Consider the following 22625-nt stretch of genomic DNA (forward strand, 5'->3'; position numbering starts at 1 on the left):
ATGAGCGACTCTATAATTTTAGGTATTGAATCGTCCTGTGACGACACCTCAGCAGCTATCATCAAGGGAAATTCTATTCTTTCAAACATTGCCGCGAACCAGGCCATCCACAAAGAATATGGCGGCGTTGTCCCTGAATTGGCTTCACGAGCCCATCAGCAAAATATTATCCCCGTTGTTGAAAAATCTTTTTCTAAAGCAAATATACAACAAAATGCTATCTCTGCTATAGGATTTACTCGCGGACCGGGACTTTTAGGATCTCTTCTTGTAGGAACATCATTTGCTAAGTCTTTGGCTATGAGCCTGAATGTACCACTGATTGAAGTAAATCACCTTCAAGCCCACATTCTGGCCCATTTCATCGAAGATGCAAATCCTGTGCCGCCTACCTTCCCTTTCTTATGTCTTACTGTAAGCGGCGGACATACGATGATTGTGCTGGTAAAAGACTATTTCGATATGGAAATCATTGGAAAAACCATTGATGATGCAGCAGGAGAAGCTTTTGACAAAATCGGGAAGATTTTTGACCTTGACTACCCTGCCGGACCTATTATTGACAGACTGGCGAAGGAAGGAAATCCTGATGCTTTTAAATTCAACAAACCGAAGCTGGAAAACTACGATTATTCTTTTAGCGGTATTAAAACGTCTGTATTGTATTTCATCCAGAAAGAAGTCAGAAAAAACCCGGATTTCATCAAGGAAAATCTTAATGACCTTTGTGCATCTGTACAAAAATCCATCATAGAAATCCTGATGAATAAGCTTGAAAAAGCAGCCAAAGATCTCAATGTAAATCAGGTTGCCATCGCAGGTGGTGTATCTGCCAATTCTGCACTTAGAAAAACAATGGAAGACAATAAAGAAAGACTAGGTTGGGACATTTATATTCCTAAATTCGAATATACAACAGATAATGCAGCCATGATTGCCATGGTAGCAAAATTGAAGTTTGAGCGAGGAGAATTTACAGATTTAAGAACTTCCGCAACTGCAAAATACGATTTATGAAAATACTCTTAGAAGAAAAAGTACTGGGAACGCATTCTAAAAAGAATTCAAAATATTACTGGGTATTAGAAACGATCACCGGAAGATATGAGGGTTCAGAAACTTTTTCAGAGTTTACCGGAGAAAGTTCTGAGACAGGATATATTCAGGATATCAAAGATGAAGTTTTACAATTAATGAATTCTGAACACCTTTTTAGCTTTCCTTATACTCCGAAAGAAGGAGATTTTTTATCGATCAAAAATAATCTGAGAAAACAGGAATATTTAAATTTGATTTTCATTAACAACAACTGGATAGAAGAAATATACATGTGTTCTTACCGTGAGTGTGATACGGATATATACACTACGATCAAAACAGGAGTTGCATTCATAAGCCAGGATATATGAAATTATTTTACGGAGAAATAGCAAATCAGAAAGTAATCATCAATGATGAAGAGCAGCAACACATTGTAAAGGTTCTTCGGATGAAAGATGGTGAGGAAATTCATGTGACGGATGGAAAAGGAAATCTGGCTTCCGGAAAACTGATGATAGAAGGTAAGAAAGCTGGTATTGAAGTGTCAGAAATTAAAGAAAATCTTCCGGAATTCAATCCAAAACTTCATATTGCGATTGCTCCCACCAAAAATATTGACAGAATTGAATTCTTTGTGGAAAAAGCTGTAGAAATGGGTATTTCTGAGATCAGCATTATTATTACTGAGAAAACAGAACGTAAAAACATTAATATTGATAAAATCAGAAAACAGGCTATTGCTGCATCAAAGCAAAGTCTTAGATTTCATTTTCCAGTCGTTAATGATGCAGTGAAACTGACAGACTTTCTGAAAAATATTGATCCGGAAAATACTTTTGTAGCGCACTGTCATGAAAATCTGGAAAGAATTGATCTTAAAAATATTCCTCAACTGGAACAGCTTACTTTTTTAATTGGTCCTGAAGGGGATTTTTCTGAAAAGGAAATTGCATTTCTGGCAGACCATAAAGTAAGAGCAGTATCCCTCGGAAACCAAAGACTCAGAACGGAAACGGCCGGAGTTTTTGTAGCCGCCTGGAATTATTACAACATGATATAAAAAACAAAAAGAGAAGATTCCAAGTCTTCTCTTTTTTATTTTCAATAATTATTTCCAATCAATATTATTTTCTCTCAGATATTTTTCAAAAATCTGTTGTCCGCTCCTGATTGAATTGACTGTCCATAGGATTTTCATTCTTAAAAGCTTTTCTTCATCCAGTTTATAGTCTATATCAGATTTTATCAGCTTTTGTTTCAGTTCGTACATACAAATGGATGCAGCGACAGAAACATTGAAGCTTCTCGTAAAGCCATACATCGGAATAGCAAGTGTTTCATCTGCAAAATCTAAAATCTCCTGAGAAACACCCTCCATTTCAGTTCCAAAAACCAAAGCAATGGGTTCAGTAATTTCATATTCAGGCAGCATTTTAGCATTATTTTCCAAAGAGACAACTACTATTTTGTATCCTCTGTCTTTAATAGACTGAAAAGATTCCATATTCCTGGGAAGCTTTTCAACTTCTACCCATGTATCAGCTCCTTTTGTTACCCGAAGGTTAGGTTCAAAGCTGTATTCTTCCTGCAAAGCCACTACTTTATGAAAACCGCATGCTTCCACAGAACGTACAATGGCTGCTGCATTTCGAAACTGATAAACATCTTCTACCACCGGAAGCACAAAATCAGAACTTTCCTGAGAAAAATGTTCAATTTTCGAGAGTCTTTCTTCAGTTAAAAACTGTTTTAAATATTCATAAGTTTGCGCTAAATCTTTCATCCGCATTCAGTTATTTTTTTCAATAGCCCTATGAAACGTCTGTAATTTTCATTTTATTTTGATAAAATTTCATGATAAGCGTTTCATTCGTTTTCAAATCTTTGCAAATTAACGTAATTTTGACCTATGAACCCTCATCGGGCTCCAATTCTTAATTAAAATAATACATGAAGCGAAAAGTCCTGCTCATCTATACCGGTGGAACCATCGGAATGGAAAAAGATTACGAAACCGGAAGTCTCCGTGCCTTTGATTTTGGTAATATATTTGAAAAGATGCCTGAAATGAGGCTTATGGAGTGTGAAGTCTTTGTTCATCCTTTTGCCAAGCCACTGGATTCTTCGGATATGGGACCTGAAGAATGGAGAGTGATCGCTAATTATATTCAAAAAAATTATGATGATTATGATGGGTTCCTGATCCTCCACGGAACGGATACCATGTCTTATACGGCATCGGCACTAAGCTTCATGCTAAAAGGATTAAGAAAACCAGTAATCATGACGGGTTCTCAGCTTCCCATTGGTGATTTGAGAACGGATGCGAAGGAAAATCTTCTGACCAGCCTTTATTACGCCAGTCTTTATGAAAATGATGAAGCAGTTATTCAGGAGGTTGCTGTTTATTTTGAGTACAAATTATTAAGAGGAAACAGAACATTGAAATATTCTGCGGAATATTTTGATGCGTATTCAAGTCCGAACTACCCTATTTTAGGGCAATCCGGAGTTCATTTGAATATTATTAAAGATAACCTGTTCCGTTGTGATCCAAAGGTGGAATTTCATGTAGACGAACATATTTCTGAAGATATTTTATTCTGGAGAATTTTCCCAGGTATGCATCTGAGCCACTTCAAAGAAATCCCAAAAATGAAAGTTCTGATCCTTCAGGTTTTTGGTTCCGGAACCATTTTCAGCAGTGCAAAAACTCAGGAAACACTTCAGGAAATCAGAAATAACGGAACTGAAATCGTGGTGGTAAGTCAGTGTATATCAGGAGGAATATCATTTGGAAAGTATGAAAACAGTAATATTTTCTCCAGAATCGGAGCGATCAGCGGAAGAGACATGACTGCGGAAACAGCCATTACCAAAGCAATGCACCTTATTGACAACCCAAGCTACTCCGGAAGCTTTGCAGATAATTTCACCAAAAGCCTTTGTGGAGAAATTACAGATTAAATTGTAAGAATAATTTGGATATTAAAGAAAATACACTATTTTTGCAATCTCAAAAAGAGAGGTGTCCGAGTGGTTGAAGGAGCTACCCTGGAAAGGTAGTATACGGGTAACTGTATCGAGGGTTCGAATCCCTTCCTCTCTGCAAGAAAATAAAATCCTGTGCTGGTTTAGCACAGGATTTTTTTATTAATACATTTCACTTATTTTCAAATCACTCTTTTCTTAAGTATTTCTACTAAACCCCACAATTGGTTATTTATACTATAAAATATCATATCTGTTCTTCGTTACTTTGAAATACAAACTAACCATCTAAAATCCAAACCGATATGACATCAACAAGTGTAAATGCAAATTCTTCAGGTCAATTAGTACTTGGAAACGGAGCACAGTTCTGGGTGTATCTTTCTCCACAAAATGATACTTCCAGAATGATTTCTACATGGCGTGTAACTTTCTCACAAGGAAACTGGAGTGACTTTATCTCAAGTGAGAATCCTACCAAGCAAATTCAAACTCCTAATCTTTCAGGGATCTTTGAAATTAAAGTAGAATTATTGAGCGGATCTACCGGTACATGGCGTCAGATTCCGCCACAACAGGGAAGTCATAATGAAATAGGCTGCAACTCCAACTGTGCTTCTATGGTAGGTATCGTTGCAGACAGCACAAATCCTCCCATTGGTGCTATCAATGCTCATTTTTGGACCACATGGGATGCTATGTGTGGAGTAAGACAGAACTAAATGTAAATAACAGTCCATACAACCTGATTGCCACAGTATTTTATATATTGTGGCAATTTATTATTGTATCTATACACCAGAAAATCAATCTGTTTTATAATTAACTTAAAAATACTTATCCACTTTTCCACAAGTTATTGGTAAGTTATCAACATTTTACTAACAATTGCCATTTAATTTAAAAAGATTTATTCCTAAATCTATCCCAAATCAGATCTTTATTTTGTCTTGTTTTTAAACAGTATTAAAAGATTTTGAATAAATATTCTATGAACAAACCTAATAATTTTGCTATCACGAAGTGTTCTTTCTGCACATCAACAGTATCCTTATTTATCTCAGGATTTCGCAGTCATTTGAAATTAACAGTAAAACAGTTATTCACACTATTGAGCATGAAGAAATTTTTGCATTATTATTTTTATTGGGATGTATGGGAGCCACTATGCAGGCACAGATCAGTCCGCCTGGATTAGGAGACGCTAATAATGCATTCTGGAGTGCTTTCGGAGTGAAACGACAACTGGATTCTCTGGGTAAGAAACAAGCTTTGAGTTATCTTGCAATAGGGAGAAAAAGTAGTCCGGATAATCATAATTTATTTTCAAAACAGGCTATCATCGTCTTGAATCATGAAGTTTATCATTCCTTCACTCCACACCAGCAATACAGCTATGCTTTGAGCTACCGCCGACAGCCACAATATGAAAGTCTGCCTCCTTATGATAAAGAAAATACAGAACAGGAATTCAGGATTTACGGAAGGTATGCCTACACTTTTGATCTTGGAAAAAATTGGAAACTGAAAAATACCGTTCGACAGGAATTCAGGAAGTTTTTTGATGCAGGCTTTCATCAGGTAGAGGAAGATTTTCAGTTGAGAACACGTATCAAAAGCCAATTGACCTATAATCTATCTCCTAAAAATAATCAAAAGCTGGCATTGAGTGCAGAAGCTCTGTTTTCTATAAGCCATCTCAATGAGCCGGATTCTGAATGGGGTTCATTCGGGTATCGTGAAATGCGTATTGCAGCTTATTATATGTTCTCCATTCCCAATTCTCCTTTTACTGTAGATATAGGCTATATGGATGATCTTATCAGAGACAGCAGAAGTATTCATCATGGTGGTGTTCATTATCTGGCTGCGGATCTGATCTGGAATATTCCTTATAGAAAAAGATAGGAATAAGTTAAAAACCAAAATCTTTTACAGAATGTAAGAGATTTTTTTTATTTGTTTAAATCACGTCAAGTTCTGTCGTATCGGGTATTTATTTTTGCCGTAGATCAAAACAAAGAATCTTGCAAGAGTTTGTCAAATCTATCTAAAAATAACACCAAAAAACAAAGAACAATGATTTACACTAATGATTTCTTCGCAACAGGAAGCATTTATCCCAACGATAATTTAGTACAGCTGGTGGATAGTTTCACTAACGAAAATGTAAATTTTAAGAAAGTCACTTTATGGCATGACGGAACAGCAATGAATCCCACAAAAGCAGATGGCATTATTTACAGACAAAAAGATAATGATTATTATGCAGATGTTGACTGGCTAGCGAATCGTACCGTCTATGTAAAAAGATTCGGGGCAATAGGTGATGGAGTTACGAATGATGCACCTGCCATCAGAAGAATGATCTCTTTTCTTCCGCAGAAAGATTTCATCGTAGTATTTGAAAATGCAAAATATATGCAGGGAGACGGAAGCTTTACAGAAAGATACCCATTAGTTAAGGATAAAGAATCAGGACTTTATGTGTACGGCGGAAATGAAAACATAGGACCTGAACTCTTTTTCAGCTTTACGGATAAATCAGATTTTACCATCTATGGTAACGGAGCTCTTATTAAAGCTCATCCGAATAATCCACCTATTATTAACATGCGTGGCTTTGAATTTATCCGATGTAAGAATTTTAAAGTAGAAAACCTTAATTATGATGGTTCTAAAAATGACAGAAAACCGGATGGTAAAGATCCAAATAAATATAATAATCAATCCGGTTTTAAGGTTAGCTCGTCTCAAAAATATGAACTGACAGACTGCAGATCTGATAATTGCTGTATGGACGGTTTTTTTATTTCTTCAGATGAACTTTTTGCCGAGATAAAAACCAATAACTGGAACGAAGACGGAATACTCAGAAACTGCCATGCAGACAATAACTACAGACAAGGATGCTCAATTGTAAACAGTAAAAGATTTAAAGTAATTGGTGGATCATATACCAATACAGGAAAAACTTACGGAACATCTCCAAAAATGGGAATTGACGCAGAAGAAGGAAGTACTTCTATTTTTGGAAGAGGGAATACTGATGCTGTTTTTGATGGAGTTTTATTCGAAAATAATGAAAATGCGGGATTGGCTCTTCATTATGGTACCCGTGATGCAAATGTCACCAACTGTGTCTTTAAAAATAACCCTTTATTTGTGGCTCCGGATAAAGACGCATTAAGCTGCAATAATACTATTTTCAATAATAATTTTTATGATTCTCACGCAGAGTTAAGAGGTGGTGGTGAGCATTTCTATGGCAACCGTTTTTATTTGTCTACACAAATCCCTTTTCATATGAATATAATTTGTGAATATCCACATTTCAAAAATAAAAAATGTCGTGAAACGCTGGTTTATAATAATTATCTTAAAAGAGAATCCGGAACCGTATCTATTGGACAAGTTGCAGGATCATTAACGATAGGAGAATATAAAGATGGTGTAAAAGTCTTTAACAATACTTTCATCAATTTAGCGTCCAAAGACAATTTTCTATTCATATATGGTCCGCAAGACAGAACACTGGAATTCTATGATAACACATTTCATAACACTGATGCATTTCTTACCAACTCACCAATTAATAATCTTGTTTATACCAATAGTGAAAGTTTTCTCAAAAATGCTTACAATAATAAAATAGAAATTCCTGGAATGCCGCCAATGGTTTCCACTGTAAAAAAGGCTCAATCAGATAAGCTGGTGAGAAGCTTTCATCTGGCAGACATATCTAAGGACAAATTTGTAGACATCACTTTCGATAATCTTGCAAGCGCCTTTGAAGCCAGAGATCTTTATCTTAAAGTAACTACAAAAGGATACTGGTATGATATGGATTCTACACAGGTGAAAGAAGAAATTATCTCTGTTTCGGATGTAAAGCCTATAAGCTATACAGGTACAATAGATGATTTCAAAAGACTTCCTGTTTCAACAGGCATTTATATTAAAAACAATAAAGCTACCCTTACTTTTACCCAAAGCAGTCCAGATTCAATCAATCAAAAATGGGCTTTGGATGTAGTAATTGAAGTATTAGGAAATTACACTGATGATTTCCCTGTTAATATTTCTGCTCCTTATGATACGAATAGCCAGCCCATGATGATCAATGTACCTATAAGTAAATCATTGAGCCAAGCCGATTCATCAGCTGCTGACATAACTACTCTCTGTAATGATTTCAACAGTTTATTATTAAAATTAAAAAATGCTGGGGTAATGCAAAACTAATAAAGTTCACCCCACTTATTCAGGCTGTCTCACTCATGAGGCAGCTTTTTTATTAATAGAAGTAAAAATCACCCCTTATTACACAGCTGAAAAATCCCGATCATTCCTGACCGGGATTTTAATTGAAAAACATAAGTTTTTCCGCAATATAATTAAGTATGAATGTTTGGTGTAAAATTTAGTTGCACAAGGTCAAAAACTGTCGGCTCAATTGCACATTGAATTTTGCGTCTGCTCTTGAGCGTGCATAGATAGTTTGCTTAAAAGCATGTACTGTTTTCAGTTTCTGATCTATGAATTCTGCAATCTGTACAACAGAAAAAAGAAAGTCTCTGTACACTGCCATATTAACCGTCTGACCATAATATGGAAGATAAGCTTTCAAAAAAGGAATTGCTTTCTGATGGCGGTTGTAGCTAATGCAATATCCCACTCCTTCCATGGATGTTACAATAGCATAGTTATTAATATAGTCCTGGATATTTTTACTGCCGTCCAGAGCATGGGCATTTTTTGAACAAAACTTATTGATCTTATCCAAAATATGCTGGGCATACTCCATCATGGTAATATTTTTAAATTCAAAAACCTGGTTCATTCCATTGGATGGAGATATTTCGTTTTCACAATCAATACAGAAAGAAATCCCGATTTTTTCATGATAAGGAAAAAAGCAGTCTTTCACTTCAATGGAAGCATCCGGCTTCAGCCTATCGTCTGTAAAATTATAATACACATACGGACTGTAAAGTTCAGCAAGAGCTTTCAGATAATCTGTTTCGCTGGTATTATGATATTCTTCAAACCATTTTTCAAGGTTGTCGTAATAATTACTTTCAAAGTCGTTAAAGTTTAAGTAAAATGGCAATTCCATAGCTCTGTAATTTTGATATGACAAAGCTATATGCGTAATGCGACAAAACTTGACGTAATATATTTTTTGTGAAAAAGATTTAGAAGGTTGCTAAGTCAAGGGTCAATTTTTGCCTCGCAAAGTCAATTGTGAAGCATTATTAACGCTAAAGTTCGCAAGATTTATTACTATGTAGATTTTATTTGTTCGCAAAGGCACTTCGTTCAGCTAAGACATCAATCCGTCTATTGCTGAGTGAAACACTTTTGCGATCGTTTTTAAAAACATTAAAATATCTTAGCTTACTTTGTGGTAAAATTTATTTATGTGTATTAAAGAAGATTGCTGGGGCAAGCTTTGCAAAGTCAATTGTGAATGATTACTAATGCTAAGGTTCGCAAGATTTATTACTATGTAGATGTTATTTGTTCGCAAAGGCACTTCGTTCAGCTAAGACATCAATCCGTCTATTGCTGAGTGAAACACTTTTGCGATCGTTATTAAAAACATTAAAATATCTTAGCGGACTCCGCAGTAAAATATTCCGAATCCCGAAAACACACACCTCGAAACCCGAAATCAAAAATTCACAAGCACAGCGAATTGACTATTCACCATTGACATTTATTTGTCATAATTCTTCATGATGTATTCAAAATAATGGATCATCTTCAGATAGTTTTCTATGCTAAGGTATTCATTGGTACTGTGAATACTTTGCTGCTCGGCACTGTTGATCTTAATCGGCATAAACCTGTAGATGTTTTTGCTTACAATCTCATATTTAGCGGCATCGGTCCCAGCCATCGTAAGGTATGGTGTAACAATAGCTCCCGGATGAATTTCTTTGACTCCGGCTTCTATCATTTTAAATGCTTTTGTATTGGTTGGCGAAATAGCAGAAGCTTCTCTGGTATTGTCTATTTCTTCTACCTCAACGTCAAAACCTTCAGTCGCTTTGGCAATATGGTCTCTTACATCTTTAACCGAATTTCCGGGAAGAAGTCTGAAATTAACAACAAATTCCACTTCGGGAGAAAGAACATTGGTTCCATCGCTTCCTTTCATCATGGTGAGAGCAGTTGTAGTTCTTACCAAAGCATTGGTTGTGTTGTTTTTGGTAAGCTGGGAAATCAGCACAGGTTTTAAAAGCCATTGATTTGCGAGTGCCATTCTTGTTGCAAAAGGCATTTCACCTCCAATATTATTAAAAAATTCTTTGATCAATGGAGTGATTACAGGTTTCATCTGATGATTTTCTAAACGCTGCATGATAACGGCTGCTTTTCCGACAGCACTTTCCATAGGAGGCATTGAGGAATGTCCCCCAAGTCCTTTTACTTTTATTTTTGCGGAAAGAAATCCTTTTTCTGCACATCCTACCACAGCCACATCTGTATCTATGCCTGCTACATTTCCTTTGCGCATAATTACTCCACCTTCATCATAAACAGCATCGAACTTTAATCCTTTTTTCTTAAAATAATCCGCAATCTTCATTGCTCCCTTCTGTCCGCCTACTTCTTCATCAAAACCGAAAGCCAGATAAATATCGCGTTGTGGAATTTGTTTGTTTTTAATCATAGAATTCATCGATTCCATTAAGGAAAAAAGCATTCCTTTCATATCTATTGCTCCTCTTCCATAAATCCTCCCATTGGCAACTGCACCTGAAAAAGGGGCATACTCCCAGTCTTCTGCCACTTTAGAAACAGGCTCCAATGGCTTGTCATCCGGACGGAACACATTCTCTTCATTATTTTTGATATCTGCATCTCCCGGAGGGACAACATCAATATGGGAAAGGAATAAAATAGGTTCCAAAGACGGATTGCTCCCTTTAAGCCTGAACACCAATCCGTATTGGTTTACTTCAACATTTTCTGTGTTCTGATAGACTAATGGATAGGATGTTTTTAAATAGGTTTTGAACTGATCAAAGGGTGCATAATTGAATTCGCCCAAACTACCTGTAGAAACGGTAGGAACTTTTATTCCTCCGGAAAGTCTCATCACTGCAGAGTCATTTTTGATGGGTTTCCATCCCTCCCCTGCTCCGATGTTGTTTTTCTTGAATGGATAGGTGTAGGTTTTGATCAATACTACAGCAGCCAGAATCACAATGATTCCCAAAAGGATTAAAAAAAATTTTTCATAGCAGATAAGTTTTGTGATGGGGTTTGATCCTATAAATATAGCAAAGTATTTGGTCATTAACAATTTTAAAACGGCTTTGCTTTCTATTTAAAGCTAACTAAAAAGGCTGTCTCTGAAGAAACAGCCTTTATAATGCTAACACAAATTTATGATATGAATTTATTTTTCATCCGCAATATCCAGTGAATAATATCACCTAAAACAAGTTCTGTATTTCCAATATTACAGTGGTTTTCAGCCGAATCACTTCTAGTATACATTTTATAGCTGAGTGATTTTACATTGGGTAAAGCATCAATCACTTTTTTGTACAGCTCCACAGGAATAAAATGATCTTCGTTAGAGCCCAGCAGTAAAAAGTCCTGAGTAATCTGATGTCCTATACTCTGCATTTCAAATTTTCTGGTATTGTGAAGATAATCGTATGGGGTATCTACATTCATACTGAACATTCCGTGTTGGATCGCCCATTTTACCAAAGGATCTACTTTCATTTTGTCCTGAATTAAAGTGTTTACCTGCTTTTTTTCTTTAAGATCCATCAACAGTCTTAGCTGTTCCGGTACTTTACTCAATACCACTTCATAAAAATCCGGCATAATTCCCCATGCTACCACTCTTTTTATCCGGTTTTCAAATGCTGCAGCTCTTGGAGCCAACATTCCACCTAAAGATAATCCGATAATGGTCACATCATCCAGCTGATATGCATCTAAAATAGCTTTTACAGGTTTTTCCCATTGATGGGTATAATAAATTCCAGATTCTCTTAAAGCTCCTCCCTGACCAGGGCCATCAAAGAGATAAACAGCAACTCCTTCGGACAAAAAACGCTGAACCAACGGAAGAAATTCTTCCATATAAGAATCATTTCCCCCATGAATAATAACGGTATCCTTCATTTCTGTTCCTGGCAAACCTACCCAAACAGGAAGTTTTCCATTATCATATTCTACTTCATCCCGTCTGATTTTTGTTTTAAAAACCTCCTTATACTCTTCATAAAATAAAGATTTTGATTTGGTGTAAAGTTCTGATTTGTCTGGTGATCCATCCGCTTCAAAGAATTCTGCCATTCTGTAATATCCGACTGCTCTGGATCTTTGCTGACTAGCTTCTGCTTTTTCTGCAAGAGTCTTCATTTCCCTTACCCAATCTTCCGTTGTGTTGATCGCCGGAGCAATACTTCTGAGCTCTTCCAGATCTCCTCCTCCCCACATGAGGGTGCGGTTCAACTGAAAGTTAAAATTGGCTTCATCGTGTAATTGATACGTTCCTTTTTTCATTATGATTATTTTTTGGTGAAAAACAAGATGTCTGCACTTTTTACTCTATACAGACATGCCTTTATGACTTAACTTTCATCGAAATTAAGTTTATAGTTTAGCTTTTCTTTTAATCTGGATTAAAAAAGAATCAGGAACGCTGTGCTCTTATTTTACTGAGCTGCTGCTGGGTCATTCCCAGATATCCGGCAATATATCCGAGATTAATTCTTTGAAGTAAATCTGCATGTGAAACTACAAAATCATGGTAGCGCTGATCTGTAGATTTTACCTGAAGGTCTATCAGTCTGCCACCCATGGTGATTAAGCTTTCGGTGAAGAGGTCCTCCATCAACTGCTGTATTTCCGGATTTTTTGATTTTAATTCCAGCACCTTCTGATAAGGTAAACGCAATATTTCGCTGTTATCTTCTATCACTTCAATTCCAAATGACACTGGTTTTGCTGATAATATACTTGAAAAAAGACCAATAAAATGTTCGTCTGAACTGATCCAATGGGTATGATCCATAGCTTTATCATCGTAATAAAAAATACGGGCAACTCCTTTTCTGATGTAAAATAAATCGCGGTGAACCTGCTCCACATCTACTATTATTTCTTTTTTCCGATAGATATTAGCTTCAAATACCTGAGTAAGGGTTTCAATAGCTTTGGAATGTTTCTGGCTGATCATAACTGATTCTATTTACAACTGACAATGATCATTTAAAGGTACTCTTTATCATTCATATACTATTGAAGAATTATTTTTAATTTTTTGTCCCCCCCATACGACTTGATCGTCATTAGGATAAAATATTATATTATGAAGAATATTCTGCACATTACTTCCAGCGCAAGAGGAGAATTGTCTTATAGTACAGGGCTCAGCTCAGCTATTATTGAAAAGATTTCACAGCAAAACACCATCAGTCAAATTACGGTACGTGATCTGGTGAAAGATACACCGCCTCACGCAGATGAAATGTCAATCCATGAATTTTATAAACATCCGAACCTGTATGATGAACAAAGCAAAAAGCTTCTTTCCTATGCCAATACAATCGTGAATGAAGTATGTGAAGCCGACATTATTGTCATTGGAACCCCTATGTTTAATCTGGGACTCTCCACTCCTTTGAAAGCATGGCTGGATCAGTTGATCCGGGCAGGAGTTACTTACATTTTTGATGAACAATGGAACCGTGTGGGGCAGTTTCAAGATAAAAAAGTATATCTCGCAATTGCTTCTGGCGGAAAAAGTATTGATGGAGCTCCGGATTATATTTCTGCTTATCTCAAAGATGTTTTCAGAAGTTATATGGGAATTACAGATGTTGAAACGTACCACATTGAAGGGACGATGGAAAATGGTTTTACAGCTGATTATGAAAGTATTCTGAAAGAGTTTTGAAATATGGTTTTACATTTTATTTTTAACGCAAAGTTTTCCATTATTAATATTGAAGATAAGGGAGCAAAGAGGGAATCAACAAGTTGATTGGATGAAGCTTTCTGATTTTAGTATGTTATTATTTTGTTTTTAACGCAAGGGTGCAAAGGTTTTTTAATATTGCTTTGTTTTATAAGGCGCAGGAACATTTCGACTTCGCTCAATGTGAGATTTTCAGCAAGGAAGTTATGATAGCATTGTGCCTTATAAAACTTTTATTATTATACATGTGTTTGTGATAAACCTACCTCTTTTAATTCAGGATTTCGTTCATTTCGGTTAAAATGATTGGCTTTCCGTCGGTAATTACAATCGTATGTTCGTGCTGAGCCATATAGCCGCCTTTATTTCCTACCATGGTCCAGCCGTCTTTTAATTCTACAGCAATATTGGAATCGGTAGAGATAAAAGTTTCAATAGCCACAACAGAGTTTTTCTTAAAACGTCTGGAATCATAACGGTTTCTGTAGTTTAACAATTCATCAGGCTGCTCGTGTAAACTTCTTCCTACTCCATGGCCGGCAAGATTTTTAATGACTTTAAGGCCTCTTTTCTTTGCTTCCGTTTCCATTAAATGTCCTATATCAGCTATTTTCACACCCCCTTTTATATTGTCGATCGCTTTTCTTAAAATATCTTTGGACGCTTCCACTAATTTCTGATGTCCATGAATATCTTTTCCGATCACAAAAGAACCTCCATTATCTGCCCAATATCCATCCAGCTCTGCAGAAACGTCAATATTGATCAGATCACCTTCTTTCAAAATCCTTTGATCAGTAGGAATACCGTGACAGAATTCATTATCCACACTGATACACGTCCAGCCAGGAAATCCATACGTCAGATAAGGAGCAGATTTTGCCCCGAAACTTTCCAATATTCCAGCACCATATTGATCAAGATCTTTTGTGGTCATACCGGGTTCAGCATAATCCATCATCTTCTTCAGGGTATAGGCAACGGCTTCACTTACTTTTTGCATTCCGATCATCTGATCTTCGTTGGTGATTGACATTGTTTTGTTTTGATTGTATTGAGGATTACAAAGTTAGGAATTTTAAAATATGCAGACATGTACAGTTTTAAATCAAATCTATTTATTGAAAAATAGGGTTACTCTCCCCTTCACTACCCCCTCTACCCCCCTTGGGTAAGGGGGTATATCCGTTTATATAAGAGGCTAAAGGGATTTCTATAACGGTCTCTAGCTACTTTGATTAAGGCTAGAGGTATTTATACAACTGACTAGAGTTTGTTAGCTAAGTGGCTGAAGGCAGTTCTGAACCGGAGACAGACACTTGATGAAGTGGCTGGAGACAGTTTACGAAATGGTTATAGCAAATTAATGAGCGGCTGCAGAGACCTACTGGAGTGACTGAAAACACTTCCGAAGTTGCTGAAGACAGTTTGTAAACCAATTGCCGACACTTTAATTAGTGGATACAGAGACTTATATTCAGTTCCATTTTTGGACGTTCCAAGATAAGTTGCAGCATGATTTAACTCTCTATATGAACAACCCCTGCAAATATGCAAGGGTTGTTATTTATTCTACCTTGGAAACCAGAGGATAAGTTTACTTAACAAGCTCAAAATCTGGAGACTTTGCACAGCTAGGGATATTAAATTGGGCTTGGTTTAATATTTTTAGATTTTATTAAAGAAACAGAAGCAAAAGTTAATGTTGTTTCTAAATGCTCATGTTTAGTACCATTTTCATCGACAAGACATAGACAAATATCACACTCATAAAATAATCTTTCTGAATTTCTTTCTACAAAAACACGAAGATTATCGTCTCCACAACAAGGGCACTCTTTATCTGATTTGAATGCTAAAATATTAAAAAGTATATCTCTAGTTTTTACTATTGGTCTTTGATAATAATCGACGTTTGAATTTAATATATCGAATTTTATAATTTCTTCCAATGAGTACCAAATTACATTTCCAGTGTAAAGAATATTTTCTATATTCAAATCCTCATAACGCTCCAAAAAATCTTTATAGAGTTGCTTAATCTGGATATCTTTAATTGATTTTATTTCTTTTGCCCAATCTAATAAAATATAAACTAATGAATTTGAATTTAAATCATTTTCATCTTCTTTTATTTTATCTTTTAGCTGTTCCCATTTTCTTAATATAATATGACTCATGGTGCGACTATTGGTGTTATTGGGTATGTGGTTATTAAATTTCCTTTATAATCTGTAATTACTTTAATCCATGAAGTAGTACCACCTCCATATGTTAGGCCTACATTGCCAATAACTGTACCAGTATCTACTGTTCTGACAAATTGTCCTCCAGGCAACGATGTTAAAGGAGCATTAACTACAGTTTTACTTTGTAATATAGATTTCAAGTTATCTTCACTTACACTAAAAATAGATCTACTCCCTCCTAAAGGCCTGTTAAAATGTCCATCTACAACATGTTTCCACCCAGCACTAATAAATTCTCCAGAACCCGTTCTTAGAGGAGTAAAACGAGTAATTCCATTTGCAATATTAATTCTTGAAGTACTTGGATTAACCAATAAATTTTGAATGCCATTACCTTTTCTTACAACAACAAGAACTAATGCTGCCATTTGAATTTGTGCCACTTTATCTTGTAGAGATTCCTCTTCATAGCTTAGCCATGCGTCAAAAGTGACCCAACCCGCAGATGCTAAAAGATTACCTCCTCCTGTTCCAAAAGTTCCCATCGCAAAAGCCAGGTTTCTTTCAAATTTTTCTGTGGCAAGAGCTGCTTTACTATTTCTGATACCAAAAGCTAATCTATCCTGAGAACCATGATAAGCACTTAAGCTTTGGATTCCCATAAATGAAAGCTTAGAATCACTCACATTTTTTGTCAGTTTAATCTCACCAATATCAATAGGATTATCAGGAGTAGAACCCTTCTTTGGTGGATCTTCCTCTCCAATCATTCCAGTTGGGTCGTTAAATCTTATAGGATTTCCATAAACATATGAATATGGACTGTAAGCAAATTGTACTTCACTTAAAGGATCATGTACTCCCCATCTTCCCAAATCCGGCATATACATCCTCGCTCCATAATCATACATCCCATTTTCCTGAAGCTCCTTACCATTATATTTGTATTTATATGCAAGATTACCCGTTAGTACATTATATCCCTCATGCTTCAATCCAAACGGATAATAATTACTTTCTTCAATGATCTCTGTTCCTGATCCATTCTTAGTATAGCTCAGTCTTATATTTCCAAGATGATCCGTATAATTATATACATACTTCCCGGTTTCAACATTAAAATATCCCTCTGCTGTTGGGAAGAATTTTAATACAGAATTAGTATATTGAAAGCCATTTAAATAATCAGTTGTTTCTGTTCCAAACACCTTTCTTACTTTCACTCCGTCTGCTCTGTAAATATAATCCGTTACTTTGGAGTTTTGAGTAACTTTTTCAGGTAAATTTAGATAATTATATTGAATGGAAATATGATTAATATAACCTTGTTTATAAAACAACCCTTGTCATATTTGCTAGGGTTGTTATTTATGCTACCTTGGAAACCAGAAGAATAGAATAAATTTATTCAAAGAAAAGCAGAGGTGAACTTTAGACTTTGCTCGTTAAGAACTATGCTGCGCAGCTGGGGCTCTCATAAAACTATTTTTTAAAATATAGCTACTGCACCAACTTATCCTTTTTATTATGGGATTTTTTTCTTATATAATATCTATATGGAATTTCTATAAGCATAATATATCCTACTATATAAAAAGAAAGGTTTGAAGACTTACCCTTTTTGAAGACTTACCCTTGATGAGATACCGGAGGGGTTTTCTGAGTCCAAAATAAAACCACTGCGATTACAGTGGTTTTGCAATTTATTTTTTGACATAAGCGAGACGCTCACCCCATGGGAGAATACGAACTCTACACTTAATAGCCAATATATAATCCTTACTATTTATTGCCTAAACGTAGGTTACAAATAAATATATAAAATATAATAAAGAGAATTCTTATAAAGAAAAGATTTTTACCAATATTTATTTCCCCATAAAAAAACCTTATAAAAATAATATCTAAACAAATTAATATAAAACCCAATAGTAAATTATAATATTTGTTTTTGCAGTTATAAACTATAGCCCCAAATAGGACAAAGTATAATGATGGAATTAAAGACGGAATTAAATAGAAAAAACTACTTGGAAAATTATCAATTAAACCTCGAAAAAATTCCATTACAGAGCTATTTGTATTAACTAAAACAAAGCATAAATAGTATGCAAAGTTTAAAATACACGCAAAGATTATAATAAATAATTTTTTTTTTTCATCTTAATTTCTTGGATATAAACATGGTTTTCTTACTCCATTTTTAAATAAAGAGTGAGTGTCTCTATAAGATGGTTGATCATATTGGATAAGCTTAAATGACCCTCCCGCACCTATTATCCCTGCTGAAGCGGAGGGAAAAACATCTGTTTTGAAGGATATGTTTAAATTTTTTCCTATATAATTTATATCTATTCTCTGAGCAACATTTACTGATTGATACCCTTGGATATTCAACTCAAACTTTTCAATTTCAGGAACTTGAGCATGTTTCTTAACTATAATATTAAAGCCAATAAATTTACCATTTTTATCAATAAAATTTTCACTTAATTCTATATCAGACATAGAGTTAATCTTAACCCCCTTATATCCTCCTTGATTTGTCATAATTTCAGATTTTATTATTGTAGACATACCTGTTAGTTCTCCTCTCTCATTTTCTTCTGAATATAACCATATATCGGTCTGTAATTTTGATCCCGAAACATCAAACCATGGATTTGGTCCATCCCACAGTTTTTTGCTTATATAATTATCCATACCTATTCGTAAAAATTTACCCATATAAGTTTCACCTAATCTTGTTGATTTTTAATCATTGGCATTATTATCCCAATAAAAAGAACCATCTTTTCTTCTAACCCAATCGAATTTTCCAAAAGGTGAAGACCCAAAACCTGTAAAATAATTACCTGATGATGTTTCAGAACTTACTGACATAGTCTCCCTGTAAGCTTTAAAAGCTTATTGTGCGGCCTCTCCTGAATAGCTCATTGCAAAATTCCCATCGGGGCCAACAACCATTCCAGGATTATTTAATGCATAATTATAAGGGCTCAAGGAACTAAACTTTTCAGACATGGCATCCCTAACACCCCATCTTCCCAGATCAGGCATATACATCCTTGCTCCGTAATCATACATTCCTGTTTCCTGCAATTCCTTCCCATTATATTTATAGCTGTAGAAACTTCCAAAATTGGAGGTGCTGAGCACCCCTGAAATATGGTTAAGACCAAAAGGATAATAATTATTGGTATCAATAATTTCAGGAGCGCCTGCATTATTTATGGGCAAAAAAAGAGTATAAAAAAACTGCTAAAGCAATGGTTTTATTTATTGACACGAGCGAGACGCTCGCACTAGTGGGACTTTGCTTAGTGTTTTTTATTTTATAATCTTTTTATAACAATTCTCCCCATCATGGTAGCCAAAGCAAAGTACAATATTTTTATCTTTTTTCTCAAAAAAAGTAGTATAGGTCATATCAGTATCATTCACATCTTCTGGAAAGGCAATTAAATCTTTATCAAAATTTAAATAAAAATCATTAAACTTTATTGTGTTACCTTCTAATTTGTATTTCGAATTGTAATTCAATACTTTCTTCCCTTTTATATTGTAAATTACTCTATTATAAACCCCATCCTTGTTAATCGTTAAAGTGTCATATGTATTCTTGTATGATATGGGTGAATATTTTCCATATATATCTTCATTACTAATATTTTGGCAAGAAAATAAAAAGGGTAATAAAATTAAACTTATATTTTTTTTCATATTTATTAAATTTAAGAGTTCTATTTAAAATCTAGGTCTTGTTAATATAGGTGATGGTATTATAGCTTGCTTAAAAAACGTTCTTTGAGGTTGAATTAACTACTTTTTGTTGAATTTCGGAGTTGCTTTCAATCCACCGCTAGCGCGAGCATCTTTCTCGTACTAATCAAATATCTTTATAAATTTACATCTATATACAAGATCTCCTGATAATCATTGCAATAATTTCTAGCACTACTATAATCCCATGATTCAATAACAAAAACACTTTCAACGGAACTTTGATGGATATAATTAAGCTTCTGCTCAAATACTTTTAAAGACCAAACTTCTATTGGTTTATTATTCTGTTGCCAAAATTGATATTTTTTGACATTTGAATTTCTTTTGCCTGCTTTCTCAAATATCCAAAGTAACCAGTCTTTTCTACTTTTCTGAGAATTCTCTTCAATTGCCTTTATTTTCTAATCATATTCTAAAATTAAGAGAATTGAGTTAAAAACAAAGCTAACTTTTATGAGCTAGCTTTGTTTTTTATTATCTGCTTAAAGTTATAAGCTTTTTAAAATTGGTTTTATTCTGAGCTCGTGTAAGATGCTCGTGCTAGCGAGTATTTTTTATTTATTCTATAATCTTTTGATAACAATTTTCTCCATAATAACCAAAACAGAGAAAAATGTTTTTATCTTTTTTTTTGAAAGAAGTTATATAAGTTGTATTAGTATCCTCTACATCCTCTGGAAAAGCAATTAAATCTTTGTCTAAATTTAGATAAAATTTCGAAAGTGTTATAGATTGATTATCTATTTTATATTTTGAATCATAATCCAATATTTTTTTTCTTTCTCTATTATAAATAACCCTATTGTACACTCCATCTCTGTGAATTGTCAGGGTATCATATGTATTTTTATATGATACAGGCGAATATTTTCCATACATATCTTCACTACTAATATTTTGACATGAAAATAGAAGTGGTAATAAAATTAAACTTATACTTTTTTTCATATTTATTAAATTTAAGTTGTTCGATTTAAAATCTAGGTCTTGTTAGTATAGATGGTGGTGTTACAGCTTGTTTAAAAACGTTCTTTAAGGTTGGGTTAATTACTTTTTTTTGAACTTCGGAATTGCTTTCAGTCCACATATAAGTCTGATATGTATTTCCAAAGCTTTTTAACTTTCCTTCGGTTCTTTCAAAATTATTTACTGGTAATCTATAAAATAATGACTCCTGAGATTTTGAATCTAACATTAAAAAAAGTGTTTCATCTCCTAATTTATACCAAGACACATTTGATCTTCCCCACATCTGCTCATACCCATCAAAATTTGCTGTGATGAGGTTAGCTTGAAGATAATCCATTTTAACAACTCCTTTTAGTTCTTTTGAATTCATTGCATCCTTTCTTGTTAAAGGAGAATATGAAGACGATGGCTTATCTAGAGAAGCAAAAGGTCCATCATTAAAATCACTAAATAGACTGCGAGCAGGTCCACTTCCACCAAAATATTCAACTGTTATAGTATCCCATCCCACATCTTTTCCTCTATGCGTATAACCTCTAATAATAGATTCTCCGTTTTTAATAATATTTGAAGCTCCAGTTTGTCGGCTAACTACTTTAGTGTCTCCATTTTTTGATGGTAAAAATCTATTTTATTTCCACCTAAATTACTAATCATCTTACCATTTGATCATATTCATTATTTGGCATACTATCTCTATAATTAATAAATGCTTGTTGTGCAGCTGAGGGGTGATCAGAACAAGAGAATTTCTTGTATGAGCATCAAACCAAACAGATAAAGATCCTCTAATATCTTCCTAAACTAAATTTGCGGTTCCTGTTCTAAATCTACTTAATTTAAGGGCTTTATTGTATCTATTTAATCAAAATAATAACGGCTATTGTAATTCCAATAGCTGTTATATTAAATAATACTACAAAATTATTTTACAAACTTTTTCAATAAGACGATAGCTATAAAAATAAAGACAACACCAGTAAAAAATTTAATATATCCTGCTGTCTGATCCTGTATTTTCTTATAACTTCTTGTATCTCCTATCAATTTTCTAAGTAAAAAGTATATACTATTTCCAATTAAATTGATAAGTACTTGCTGAAATATGAATTCTAAAATTCCCATTATTAATTTTTATGTTTATCTGTGGATAAGGGTTTTATTATACTTGTACTTCCCAATTTAAACATTCCATAGTTATTAAAAAATCAGCTTCCTTATTTACATATTTATAGATAGTACCCCTGGTTGCAGATTCCATTCCAGAAATAACACTTTATCTAAAAATTGATATCCAGCATAATTATATTGGCTTATTTTCACCACTAACTTTGGAATATAACCAAGGCAAATTATTCAGATAAAAAATAGAAAGAGTAGCCATTGGCTATTCTTTCTATTTTTTATTGAAAATTTAGTTGTCAATATTGATTGATATTGGATATCATCACATCTGGAACATTATCTATTTTCTTTTATAAAAAAGTTTCTAAAAAATTTATAATATATTGTAACTATAATTATATAAATAATCACATTTATTATAAACTGTCCAAAACTACTACCATTAAGTTTTTGACAATCATTTGAATAAAACTCAAAATAAAATCTAGGTAATCCCATTGAAAAAGAATTATTAAAAGGTTCTTCACCAAATAATTTTTGATAGAAGATACTTAGAAAAAGATAAG

General features: G+C 34.3%; 21 protein-coding genes, 1 tRNA gene and 2 pseudogenes. 9 read left to right on the forward strand and 15 right to left on the reverse strand.

The annotated features are described in order from the left end of the window. From tsaD to BOQ62_RS18630, 3 genes are read left to right on the forward strand one after another with little or no spacing between them, the layout of a single operon-like run. Positions 1-1017 carry a tRNA (adenosine(37)-N6)-threonylcarbamoyltransferase complex transferase subunit TsaD gene (gene tsaD, locus BOQ62_RS18620; RefSeq protein ID WP_129041871.1) on the forward strand — a complete coding sequence of 339 codons (1017 nt, stop codon included), beginning with the start codon at positions 1-3 and terminating at the stop codon, positions 1015-1017. Continuing rightward, positions 1014-1409, forward strand: a complete 396-nt coding sequence (locus BOQ62_RS18625; RefSeq protein ID WP_129041873.1) for a hypothetical protein — start codon at positions 1014-1016, stop codon at positions 1407-1409. Before tsaD ends, BOQ62_RS18625 begins: the two co-directional genes overlap by 4 nt. Beyond that, positions 1406-2101: an RsmE family RNA methyltransferase gene (locus BOQ62_RS18630; RefSeq protein ID WP_129041875.1), complete on the forward strand. Its 696-nt coding sequence runs from the start codon at positions 1406-1408 to the stop codon at positions 2099-2101. Before BOQ62_RS18625 ends, BOQ62_RS18630 begins: the two co-directional genes overlap by 4 nt. Before the next feature lie 48 nt (positions 2102-2149). On the opposite strand, the gene BOQ62_RS18635 is transcribed toward BOQ62_RS18630, so the two are convergent. After that, complete coding sequence (locus BOQ62_RS18635; protein WP_129041877.1) at positions 2150-2830, reverse strand: TrmH family RNA methyltransferase; 681 nt, start codon at positions 2828-2830, stop codon at positions 2150-2152. Positions 2831-2991: 161 nt separating this feature from the next. Here BOQ62_RS18635 and BOQ62_RS18640 point away from each other — a divergent pair, with 161 nt between their 5' ends. From BOQ62_RS18640 to BOQ62_RS18660, 5 genes are all read left to right on the forward strand, one after another. Then, positions 2992-4008: an asparaginase gene (locus BOQ62_RS18640; protein ID WP_129041878.1), complete on the forward strand. Its 1017-nt coding sequence runs from the start codon at positions 2992-2994 to the stop codon at positions 4006-4008. A gap of 55 nt (positions 4009-4063) precedes the next feature. Continuing rightward, a tRNA-Ser gene (locus BOQ62_RS18645) sits at positions 4064-4150 on the forward strand. A 187-nt stretch (positions 4151-4337) separates the two neighbouring features. Continuing rightward, positions 4338-4754, forward strand: a complete 417-nt coding sequence (locus BOQ62_RS18650; protein WP_126653696.1) for a hypothetical protein — start codon at positions 4338-4340, stop codon at positions 4752-4754. A 301-nt stretch (positions 4755-5055) separates the two neighbouring features. Continuing rightward, positions 5056-5940 (forward strand): DUF2490 domain-containing protein, encoded by an 885-nt coding sequence (locus tag BOQ62_RS18655; protein WP_129041880.1) that lies wholly within the window; start codon positions 5056-5058, stop codon positions 5938-5940. 171 nt (positions 5941-6111) lie between these two features. Next, positions 6112-8277 (forward strand): hypothetical protein, encoded by a 2166-nt coding sequence (locus BOQ62_RS18660; RefSeq protein ID WP_129041882.1) that lies wholly within the window; start codon positions 6112-6114, stop codon positions 8275-8277. A gap of 178 nt (positions 8278-8455) precedes the next feature. On the opposite strand, the gene BOQ62_RS18665 is transcribed toward BOQ62_RS18660, so the two are convergent. The 4 genes from BOQ62_RS18665 to BOQ62_RS18680 form a co-directional block, all read right to left on the reverse strand. After that, positions 8456-9151 (reverse strand): hypothetical protein, encoded by a 696-nt coding sequence (locus BOQ62_RS18665; RefSeq protein WP_129041884.1) that lies wholly within the window; start codon positions 9149-9151, stop codon positions 8456-8458. Positions 9152-9754: 603 nt separating this feature from the next. Continuing rightward, positions 9755-11344 carry a M20/M25/M40 family metallo-hydrolase gene (locus tag BOQ62_RS18670; protein ID WP_129041886.1) on the reverse strand — a complete coding sequence of 530 codons (1590 nt, stop codon included), beginning with the start codon at positions 11342-11344 and terminating at the stop codon, positions 9755-9757. 89 nt (positions 11345-11433) lie between these two features. Continuing rightward, entirely contained in the window at positions 11434-12573 is a 1140-nt protein-coding gene (locus BOQ62_RS18675; RefSeq protein ID WP_129041888.1) for an alpha/beta hydrolase, read from the reverse strand. Positions 12574-12703: 130 nt separating this feature from the next. Beyond that, complete coding sequence (locus BOQ62_RS18680) at positions 12704-13249, reverse strand: Crp/Fnr family transcriptional regulator (RefSeq protein WP_129041891.1); 546 nt, start codon at positions 13247-13249, stop codon at positions 12704-12706. Positions 13250-13381: 132 nt separating this feature from the next. Here BOQ62_RS18680 and BOQ62_RS18685 point away from each other — a divergent pair, with 132 nt between their 5' ends. After that, entirely contained in the window at positions 13382-13969 is a 588-nt protein-coding gene (locus tag BOQ62_RS18685; RefSeq protein WP_129041893.1) for an FMN-dependent NADH-azoreductase, read from the forward strand. Between the two features lie 292 nt (positions 13970-14261). On the opposite strand, the gene map is transcribed toward BOQ62_RS18685, so the two are convergent. From map to BOQ62_RS18730, 10 genes and pseudogenes are all read right to left on the reverse strand, one after another. Next, positions 14262-15026, reverse strand: a complete 765-nt coding sequence (gene map, locus BOQ62_RS18690) for a type I methionyl aminopeptidase (RefSeq protein WP_129041895.1) — start codon at positions 15024-15026, stop codon at positions 14262-14264. Between the two features lie 607 nt (positions 15027-15633). Then, positions 15634-16170 (reverse strand): hypothetical protein, encoded by a 537-nt coding sequence (locus tag BOQ62_RS18695; RefSeq protein WP_129041897.1) that lies wholly within the window; start codon positions 16168-16170, stop codon positions 15634-15636. A gap of 773 nt (positions 16171-16943) precedes the next feature. Beyond that, positions 16944-17486: pseudogene (locus BOQ62_RS23595) on the reverse strand (RHS repeat-associated core domain-containing protein); the annotation flags it as partial. Between the two features lie 856 nt (positions 17487-18342). Further along, on the reverse strand, positions 18343-18906 hold the full coding sequence (locus tag BOQ62_RS18705) for a hypothetical protein (RefSeq protein WP_129041901.1): 564 nt from the start codon (positions 18904-18906) through the stop codon (positions 18343-18345). Positions 18907-18933: 27 nt separating this feature from the next. Next, on the reverse strand, positions 18934-19062 hold the full coding sequence (locus BOQ62_RS23965) for a hypothetical protein (protein ID WP_262708362.1): 129 nt from the start codon (positions 19060-19062) through the stop codon (positions 18934-18936). 24 nt (positions 19063-19086) lie between these two features. Further along, positions 19087-19419 (reverse strand): RHS repeat domain-containing protein, encoded by a 333-nt coding sequence (locus tag BOQ62_RS18710; RefSeq protein WP_129041903.1) that lies wholly within the window; start codon positions 19417-19419, stop codon positions 19087-19089. A 90-nt stretch (positions 19420-19509) separates the two neighbouring features. Further along, positions 19510-19902, reverse strand: coding sequence for a hypothetical protein (locus BOQ62_RS18715; protein WP_129041904.1), 393 nt, complete (start codon positions 19900-19902; stop codon positions 19510-19512). A gap of 176 nt (positions 19903-20078) precedes the next feature. Beyond that, a pseudogene (locus tag BOQ62_RS23600) lies at positions 20079-20363 on the reverse strand (transposase); the annotation flags it as partial. 160 nt (positions 20364-20523) lie between these two features. Further along, positions 20524-20913 carry a hypothetical protein gene (locus BOQ62_RS18725; protein WP_129041906.1) on the reverse strand — a complete coding sequence of 130 codons (390 nt, stop codon included), beginning with the start codon at positions 20911-20913 and terminating at the stop codon, positions 20524-20526. A 25-nt stretch (positions 20914-20938) separates the two neighbouring features. After that, positions 20939-21445: a hypothetical protein gene (locus BOQ62_RS18730; RefSeq protein WP_129041908.1), complete on the reverse strand. Its 507-nt coding sequence runs from the start codon at positions 21443-21445 to the stop codon at positions 20939-20941. Positions 21446-22625: the final 1180 nt, after the last annotated feature.

Source organism: Chryseobacterium sp. CH21, from assembly GCF_004119445.1.
Taxonomy (GTDB): Bacteria; Bacteroidota; Bacteroidia; order Flavobacteriales; family Weeksellaceae; genus Chryseobacterium.

Excerpts from the sequence above, each read along its gene's own strand:
- BOQ62_RS18675 (WP_129041888.1), bottom strand. The coding sequence starts at position 12,573 with ATGAAAAAAGGAACGTATCAATTACACGATGAAGCCAATTTTAACTTT.
- map (WP_129041895.1), bottom strand. The coding sequence starts at position 15,026 with ATGTCAATCACCAACGAAGATCAGATGATCGGAATGCAAAAAGTAAGT.
- BOQ62_RS18630 (WP_129041875.1), top strand. The coding sequence starts at position 1,406 with ATGAAATTATTTTACGGAGAAATAGCAAATCAGAAAGTAATCATCAAT.
- BOQ62_RS18650 (WP_126653696.1), top strand. The coding sequence starts at position 4,338 with ATGACATCAACAAGTGTAAATGCAAATTCTTCAGGTCAATTAGTACTT.
- BOQ62_RS18680 (WP_129041891.1), bottom strand. The coding sequence starts at position 13,249 with ATGATCAGCCAGAAACATTCCAAAGCTATTGAAACCCTTACTCAGGTA.
- BOQ62_RS18635 (WP_129041877.1), bottom strand. The coding sequence starts at position 2,830 with ATGCGGATGAAAGATTTAGCGCAAACTTATGAATATTTAAAACAGTTT.
- BOQ62_RS18705 (WP_129041901.1), bottom strand. The coding sequence starts at position 18,906 with ATGGGTAAATTTTTACGAATAGGTATGGATAATTATATAAGCAAAAAA.
- BOQ62_RS23965 (WP_262708362.1), bottom strand. The coding sequence starts at position 19,062 with ATGTCAGTAAGTTCTGAAACATCATCAGGTAATTATTTTACAGGTTTT.
- BOQ62_RS18715 (WP_129041904.1), bottom strand. The coding sequence starts at position 19,902 with ATGAAAAAAAATATAAGTTTAATTTTATTACCCTTTTTATTTTCTTGC.
- BOQ62_RS18625 (WP_129041873.1), top strand. The coding sequence starts at position 1,014 with ATGAAAATACTCTTAGAAGAAAAAGTACTGGGAACGCATTCTAAAAAG.
- BOQ62_RS18670 (WP_129041886.1), bottom strand. The coding sequence starts at position 11,344 with ATGACCAAATACTTTGCTATATTTATAGGATCAAACCCCATCACAAAA.
- BOQ62_RS18640 (WP_129041878.1), top strand. The coding sequence starts at position 2,992 with ATGAAGCGAAAAGTCCTGCTCATCTATACCGGTGGAACCATCGGAATG.
- BOQ62_RS18685 (WP_129041893.1), top strand. The coding sequence starts at position 13,382 with ATGAAGAATATTCTGCACATTACTTCCAGCGCAAGAGGAGAATTGTCT.
- BOQ62_RS18665 (WP_129041884.1), bottom strand. The coding sequence starts at position 9,151 with ATGGAATTGCCATTTTACTTAAACTTTAACGACTTTGAAAGTAATTAT.
- BOQ62_RS18660 (WP_129041882.1), top strand. The coding sequence starts at position 6,112 with ATGATTTACACTAATGATTTCTTCGCAACAGGAAGCATTTATCCCAAC.
- tsaD (WP_129041871.1), top strand. The coding sequence starts at position 1 with ATGAGCGACTCTATAATTTTAGGTATTGAATCGTCCTGTGACGACACC.
- BOQ62_RS18695 (WP_129041897.1), bottom strand. The coding sequence starts at position 16,170 with ATGAGTCATATTATATTAAGAAAATGGGAACAGCTAAAAGATAAAATA.
- BOQ62_RS18725 (WP_129041906.1), bottom strand. The coding sequence starts at position 20,913 with ATGAAAAAAAGTATAAGTTTAATTTTATTACCACTTCTATTTTCATGT.